This is a genomic window from Amycolatopsis sp. NPDC004772 (genome assembly GCF_053601215.1).
Map to the genome: position 1 here is coordinate 61,765 of NZ_JBSGBK010000043.1, position 7,008 is coordinate 68,772.

Here is a 7,008-nt window from a genome sequence, read left to right on the forward strand (position 1 = left end):
AATTTCGCTTGTCCTTACGTCTGGTCCGGGCGAAGCTGGCCTCGGCTGTCGAAGGAGGACTGGGGTGGGCGAGACGAAGACCCTGCTCAGGATCGGTGCGCTGGCGCTGATGTGGGGCTCGAGCTTCTTCTGGATCAAGCTGGGGCTGGGGATGTTCTCGCCGGTGCAGCTGGTGCTGGCGCGGCTGGTGCTCGGCGCCGCGATGCTGCTGGTGCTGTGCCGCCTGCAGCGGGCGCGGCTGCCGCGCGACCGCCGGACGTGGGGCCACCTGGCGGTCGCGGCGTTCTTCCACAACGCGCTGCCGTTCCTGCTGTTCGCGATCGGCGAGACGACGGTCGATTCGGGCATCACCGGCGTCCTGAACTCGACGACGCCGCTGTGGGTGCTGCTCGCGGCACCGCTGATGGGGACGTCGTCGCGGATGACGGGGACCCGGCTGGCGGGGCTGGTCGTGGGTCTCGGCGGGATCCTGCTGATCTTCGCGCCGTGGCAGGCGTCGGGGCTGTTGAGCTGGGGCGCCCTGGCGTGCCTCGCGGCGGCGGCGAGCTACGGCTTCGCGTTCGTCTACGAGGGCAAGTACCTGTCGTCCTCGACGTCTTCGCCGTACGCGATCTCGGCCGGCCAGATGCTCCTGGCCAGCGGGATGCTGGTTCTCGCGCTGCCGGCGGGCGGGTTCGCGCCGGTGCACGTGTCCACCGGGCCGCTGCTGGCGGTGCTGGTGCTGGGCATCGGCTCGACGGGGATCGCGTTCGCGCTGAACTACCAGCTGCTGGCGAGCGAGGGCGCGGTGGCGGCCTCGGTGGTCGGGTACCTGCTGCCGGTGGTTTCGGTGCTGCTCGGGGCGGTGTTCCTGGGCGAGCAGCTGCACCTGCGGGTGATCGCGGGGATGGTGGTCGTGCTCGGCGGCGTGGCGCTGACGCGGCTGCAGAAGCCGGAGCGAGTGGTCGCGGCCGGGCCTGGTGACCAGGCGGATGAGCTTGGTGACGACACCACCGGGCGTGCGTCGCGGCCGCTCGCTCCCCTCGCGGACTGACCCCTCAGACGAGACGGCGGTCGGAGGCCCAGCGGGAAAGCTCGTAGCGGTTCGACAGCTGGGTCTTGCGCAAGACGCTCGAAACGTGCGTCTCCACCGTCTTCACCGAGATGAACAGCTCCGACGCGATCTCCTTGTACGCGTACCCCCGCGCCAGCAGGCGCAGGACGTCGCGCTCGCGGGGCGTCAGCAGGTCCAGCTCCGGGTCGTTGATCGGCGCCGAACCCGGGCGGTCCGCGAAGGCGTCCAGCACGAACCCGGCCAGGCGCGGCGAGAACACCGCGTCGCCGTCCGAGACGCGGACCACCGCTCGGACCAGCTCCTTCGACGAGATCGTCTTCGTCACGTAGCCGCGCGCGCCCGCCCGGATGACCGCGATGACGTCCTCCGCCGCGTCGGACACCGACAGGGCCAGGAACACCACGTCCGGCAGCTCCGGGCGGACCCGGCGCAGGACCTCGGCGCCACCGCCGTCGGGCATGTGGACGTCGAGGAGCACCACCTGGGGCTTCGTGCGGGCGATGCCCGCGACCGCCTCCGCCACCGAACCGGCCTCGCCGACCACGCGCACCTCGTCGGTGATCGAGTCGAGCTCGGTGCGCACCCCCGCGCGGAACAGCGCGTGGTCGTCGACGAGGAACACCTTCACCGGTTCGCGCTGGGTGTCAGTCACGTCGTCGAGCATAGCCGCCTCACGCCGCTCCCTTGCCCGCTTTCACCGGCATGGCGAGCTGCACCTCGGTGCCCTCGCCCGGCGCCGTCCGGACCTTGCACGTGCCGCCGTGGCGGGTCATCCGGCCGCGGATCGAGTCGGCGAGGCCGTGGCGGTCGTCCGGGACGAGCTCGGGGTCGAAGCCCTTGCCGCGGTCACGGACGAACACCGTCACCGACGTCGGCTCGACCTCGGCGTACACGCTCACCTCGTCCACGCCGGCGTGCTTGGCCGCGTTGACGATCGCCTCGCGCGCGGCCTGGACCAGCGCGACCAGGGATTCGTCCAGTTCGGCGTCGCCGACGACGACCTGGCCGACCGAGATCGCGAAGGTGTCCTCGACCTCGCCGCACGCGGTCGCGAGCGCTTCGGACAGCTGGCCGGTCGCTTCCTCGACCTTCTCGGCCGGCTTGCCGTAACCGTTCGGGCCGTAGAGCCAGCCGCGCAGCTCGCGCTCCTGGCTGCGGGCCAGCCGGGCGACCTCGCGGGGCTGCTCGCTCTGCTTCTGGATCAGCGCGAGCGTCTGCAGCACGGAGTCGTGCAGGTGGGCGGCGATCTCGGCACGCTCGTCGGTGCGGATGCGGGCCTTGCGCTCGTCGGAGAGGTCGCGGACCAGCCGCAGCCAGAACGGCACGGTCAGCACGGCGACGCCGATCAGCGTGGCGAGGACCGCGATCAGCGCGAACTGGACCTGGTCCAGGGTGCCGCTGCGCAGCACGACGACGGTGATGCCGGTGATCACCAAAGCGACCCCGGCGACGATCCGGATGGCGGCCGACCAGCCGCCCCCACCGAGGAAGGCGCCCGCGAAGCCGTCCTTCGCCCCGACCCGCCAGCGGCGGCGCTGCGACTCGTCGGCCTCCCGCCAGACGACCGCGAGACCGATCATGGCGACGGCCAGTGGCACCGCGACCCAGCCGCTGATGAACCCGGTGAGCGTCCCGCTGGCGACGGCGAGGCCGACCCCCAGCGCGATCAGGCCGAACGCCTGCTGGCGTTCCTTCGGCTTCGGCGCGTCCGCGGCTTCCTCGGACTGCTGCTGGACGAACACCCAGAGGAGCCCGTAGGCGAGCAGCCCGGCGCCGTTGAGCGCGGCGAGCAGGGCGAACGCCGTCCGCACCCAGAGGACCGGCACCCCGAGGTGATCGGCGAGCCCACCGGCGACCCCGGCGATGGCCCGCCCGGACCGGCGCCGGAACATCTTGGGCGCGACCGGGCCGGTGGTGGTGATCGCCTGCTCGGCGGGAACGTGGTCGAGGGACTCCTGCACGCCGTCCATGGTCACACGCACGGGGAGGCGGTTCCATCCGGGAAACCCCTGATCCAGTGAGCCAGGGGAAACCTCAGGGACCATCCCGGATGTCCCGCCGACCCGGGTGCCGCATGCTTCTCGGTATGAGTGGTGCGAGTGAGAAGCCGGGGGTCCTGAACGGCTTCGAGGAAACCGTCAAGGACTTTTGGGTCAGCCGGCCCCGGCGGCCGCACGCCGGGCGGAAGGTGGCCGGGGTGGCCGCCGCCATCGGCTACCGATACGGCATCGATCCCGTCGTCGTGCGGATCGCCCTCGTGGTCACGACGATCTTCGGCGGCTTCGGGATTCCCTTCTACCTGCTGGGGTGGCTGTTCCTGCCCGGCGAGAGCGACGAGGTCTCCGGCTTCGAGAGCCTGATCGGGCGCGGCCGGTCTTCGGTGTCGCCCGCGTTCGCCGTCGTGCTCATGGTCCTCACCGTCGTCAGCGCCGGGGGCTCGATCACCGGGTCCTGGTTCGACGGCGGCGGGCTGATCAGCTGCGCGCTCATTGCCGCCGCTCTCTACCTGCTGCACCGCAGCCGCGGCCACCTGAACCGCCCCGCGCCGGTCGCCGCGCGGACGTCGTACCCGGCCTTCACCGGAAACGGAGCCTTCACCATGACCGACACCGCCGAGGCGCCCACGCCGGCGCGCGGCTGGGACCCCCTCGCCGCCGACCCGGCCGGCTGGGACCTCCCCGAGGCGACGCCGCCCGTCCAGGAGCCCACGCCGTCGCCGTCCTATCAGGCGCCGGACCGGCGGCCGCGGTCGAAGGTCGGCTCGGCGACGTTCGCGCTCGCCGTGGTGACCGCCGGCGCCGGGGTGCTGGCCGGCCTGAACGGTGCCGGCTGGTTCGACGCGCAGCACATCGTCGGCCTGGTGCTCGGCGTGGTCGGGATCGGCCTGGTCGCCGGCGCGTTCGCCCGCGGCGGCCGCGGCCTGATCGGGCTCGCCATCCCGCTGGCCATCGCCGGCCTGGTCCTGACGACCTCGCCGTTCAAGAACTTCGACCTCCGCGGCGGCGTCGGCGACCTCACGCCGATCCCGCACTCGCTGGCCGAGCTGCAGCCGCTCTACCAGCACGCGGCCGGCGACATCCGGCTCGACCTGACCGAGCTGCCCGAAGGAGCGCCGTACTCGACGACGGTGTCGAATGGCGCGGGCGACACCACGGTCATCGTGCCGGCGAACGCCGACGTCACCTTCGACTGCCACACCGGTGCAGGCGAGGCGACCTGCTTCGGCCGCTCGACCGACGGCATCAGCCAGGGCGCGCTGACCGGCACGGACAACGGCCCCGACGGCGTCGGCGGCCAGAAGATCACCCTGAAGGTTTCGAACAGCGTGGGCAACGTGGAGGTGCGGCGTGACTGACCAGAACCCTTACGCCTACGACAACCCGGCCGACACCCAGCCCGCGAAGCGCGGTGGCGTGGACGTCTTCACCCTGATCTTCGGGATCGCGACGCTGCTGGTGTCGGCGTACGTCCTCTCGGACGGCGCGAGCTGGCTGCCCTCGTTCGACTTCCGCTGGGTCATCGCCGGCGGTGCGGTGTTCGTGGGGCTGATGCTCCTCGGCGCGTCGTTCGGCAGCAAACGGCGGCGCTGACCCACCCCGAAAACCCTCGAGGCCCCGGATCCCACGCCGGGGCCTCGAGCCTTGTCTACAGTGGACTCATTCCCACTCGATGGTGCCCGGCGGCTTGGACGTCACGTCCAGCACCACCCGGTTGACCTCCGCGACCTCGTTGGTGATGCGCGTGGAGATCCGCTCCAGGACGTCGTAGGGCAGGCGCGTCCAGTCCGCGGTCATCGCGTCCTCCGACGACACCGGCCGCAGCACCACCGGGTGCCCGTAGGTCCGGCCGTCGCCCTGGACGCCGACGCTGCGGACGTCGGCCAGCAGCACCACCGGGCACTGCCAGATGCTGCGGTCCAGCCCGGCCGCCGTCAGCTCCTCGCGGGCGATCAGGTCGGCCGCGCGCAGGGTGTCCAGGCGCTCCTGGTCGACCGCGCCGATGATGCGGATGCCCAGGCCGGGGCCGGGGAACGGCTGGCGCTGCACGATGGTCTCGGGCAGGCCCAGCTCCGAGCCGACCCGGCGGACCTCGTCCTTGAACAGCAGCCGCAGCGGCTCGACCAGCTCGAACTCGAGGTCGTCCGGCAGGCCGCCGACGTTGTGGTGGCTCTTGATGTTCGCGGTGCCCTCGCCGCCGCCGGACTCGACGACGTCCGGGTACAGCGTGCCCTGGACCAGGAACTTGTAGTCGCCCTGGGCCTTGAGGTCGCGCTCGGCCTGCTCGAAGACGCGGATGAACTCGCGGCCGATGATCTTGCGCTTCTGCTCCGGGTCGGTGACGCCGGCGAGCGCGTCGAGGAACCGCTCGCGCGCGTCGACGGTCACCAGGTTGACGCCGGTGGCGGCGACGAAGTCGCGCTCGACCTGGGTGCGCTCCCCCGCCCGCAGCAGGCCGTGGTCGACGAACACGCAGGTCAGCCTGTCCCCGATGGCGCGCTGGACGAGCGCGGCCGCGACCGCGGAGTCGACGCCGCCGGACAGGCCGCAGATGGCCCGGCCGTCACCGATCTGGTCGCTGATCCGCCGGACCTGCTCCTCGACGATCGACGACGTCGTCCACTGCGGCTTGATGCCCGCGATGTCGTGCAGGAACCGGCGCAGCACCTCCTGGCCGTGCGGCGAGTGCGCGACCTCCGGGTGGTACTGGACGCCGGCGAAGCGGCGCTCGACGTCTTCGAAGCCGGCGACCGCGGCGCCGTCGGAGGACGCCGTGACGACCGCGCCCTCCGGGGCCTTGGTGACGCTGTCGTTGTGGCTCATCCAGGCGGGCTGGTGCGCGGGCAGGCCGGCGTGCAGGACACCGCCGTCGCCGGTGACGCGGACCTCGGTGCGGCCGAACTCGCGCACGCCGGTCGGCTCGACGACCCCGCCGAGCGCGCTGGCCAGCAGCTGGTGGCCGTAGCAGATGCCGAACATCGGGACGCCGGCTTCGGTGAGCTTCGGGTCCATGCCCGGCGCGCCTTCGGCGTACACGCTCGAAGGACCACCGGAAAGGATGATGGCCGCGGGGTTCTTCGCGAGGATCTCTTCGGTGGACGCGCTGTGCGGCACGACCTCCGAGTAGATCTGTGCCTCGCGGACGCGCCGGGCGATCAGCTGCGCGTACTGCGCCCCGAAGTCCACGACGAGAACCGGACCGGTGGGGTTGGGCACCTGGCGACCTCCTGGCGAGAAGCGGGATTCCCCACCATCGTCCCAGGTGGGCCCGGTCACCCGGGATTCAGGGCCGCCCCTGTCCTCGATCGGGCCTACGGTGCCCGGTATGGCTGTGAACTGGACCAAGGAACTGACCGACCAGCTCGACTTCCACTGGACGGTGCACACCCGCCCGAAGCTCGAGGGCCTCACCGACGACGAGTACCTCTGGGAGCCGGTCGCCGGCTGCTGGACCTTGCGGCCCCGCAAGCCGGACGACGAGCCCGGGACCGGCCCGTTCACCATCGACTGGGCCTACCCCGAGCCGACACCGCCGCCGGTCACGACGATCGCCTGGCGGCTCGGCCACATCCTGGTCGGCGTGCTCGGCGCGCGGATCGCGGCGCACTTCGGCGGCGAACCGATCGGCTACGACACCTACCCCTACCCCGGGACGGCCTCCGAGGCGCTCGCCGAGCTCGAGAAGCTTTACGCGCAGTGGGTCGCGGGGGTGCGATCGCTCGACGAGGAGGCCCTGGCCCGGCCGTGCGGACCGGCGGAAGGCCCGTACGCGAAGTACCCGATGGCCACGCTGGTGCTGCACATCCACCGCGAGATGATCCACCACTGCGCCGAGGTGCTCCTGCTGCGCGACCTCTACCGCAGCCGGGGGGGGGGGGGGTGTGGGGGGGTGTTAGGCCGTAAAACCCCACCTCCCCCGCGGGGGGCGGGGGGGGCGGGGGCGGCGCGGCGGGGGCG

At 72.1% G+C, this 7,008-nt stretch carries 6 protein-coding genes and 1 pseudogene; 4 read left to right on the forward strand and 3 right to left on the reverse strand.

Annotated features, from left to right (window positions below; genetic code table 11):
• Nucleotides 1–64: 64 nt before the first annotated feature.
• The gene (locus ACWEF6_RS24775) at nucleotides 65–1,033 is read left to right on the forward strand and encodes a DMT family transporter (protein ID WP_310967556.1); all 969 of its coding nucleotides are present in this window, start codon (nucleotides 65–67) and stop codon (nucleotides 1,031–1,033) included.
• Between the two features lie 4 nt (nucleotides 1,034–1,037).
• Here ACWEF6_RS24775 and ACWEF6_RS24780 read toward each other — a convergent pair whose 3' ends face one another.
• Complete coding sequence (locus ACWEF6_RS24780; protein ID WP_086672798.1) at nucleotides 1,038–1,718, reverse strand: response regulator; 681 nt, start codon at nucleotides 1,716–1,718, stop codon at nucleotides 1,038–1,040.
• Between the two features lie 7 nt (nucleotides 1,719–1,725).
• Entirely contained in the window at nucleotides 1,726–3,030 is a 1,305-nt protein-coding gene (locus tag ACWEF6_RS24785) for a PspC domain-containing protein (protein ID WP_449685133.1), read from the reverse strand.
• A 110-nt stretch (nucleotides 3,031–3,140) separates the two neighbouring features.
• Here ACWEF6_RS24785 and ACWEF6_RS24790 point away from each other — a divergent pair, with 110 nt between their 5' ends.
• Both ACWEF6_RS24790 and ACWEF6_RS24795 read left to right on the forward strand, forming a co-directional pair.
• Nucleotides 3,141–4,409: a PspC domain-containing protein gene (locus ACWEF6_RS24790; protein WP_449685130.1), complete on the forward strand. Its 1,269-nt coding sequence runs from the start codon at nucleotides 3,141–3,143 to the stop codon at nucleotides 4,407–4,409.
• On the forward strand, nucleotides 4,402–4,644 hold the full coding sequence (locus ACWEF6_RS24795) for a hypothetical protein (protein ID WP_310967560.1): 243 nt from the start codon (nucleotides 4,402–4,404) through the stop codon (nucleotides 4,642–4,644). Before ACWEF6_RS24790 ends, ACWEF6_RS24795 begins: the two co-directional genes overlap by 8 nt.
• A gap of 66 nt (nucleotides 4,645–4,710) precedes the next feature.
• Here the strand turns inward: ACWEF6_RS24795 and guaA are convergent, their stop codons facing one another.
• Nucleotides 4,711–6,267: a glutamine-hydrolyzing GMP synthase gene (gene guaA, locus ACWEF6_RS24800; RefSeq protein WP_449685131.1), complete on the reverse strand. Its 1,557-nt coding sequence runs from the start codon at nucleotides 6,265–6,267 to the stop codon at nucleotides 4,711–4,713.
• A gap of 109 nt (nucleotides 6,268–6,376) precedes the next feature.
• On the opposite strand from guaA, the pseudogene ACWEF6_RS24805 reads away from it, so the two are divergent.
• Nucleotides 6,377–6,919: pseudogene (locus tag ACWEF6_RS24805) on the forward strand (DinB family protein); the annotation flags it as partial.
• Between the last annotated feature and the right edge of the window lie 89 nt (nucleotides 6,920–7,008).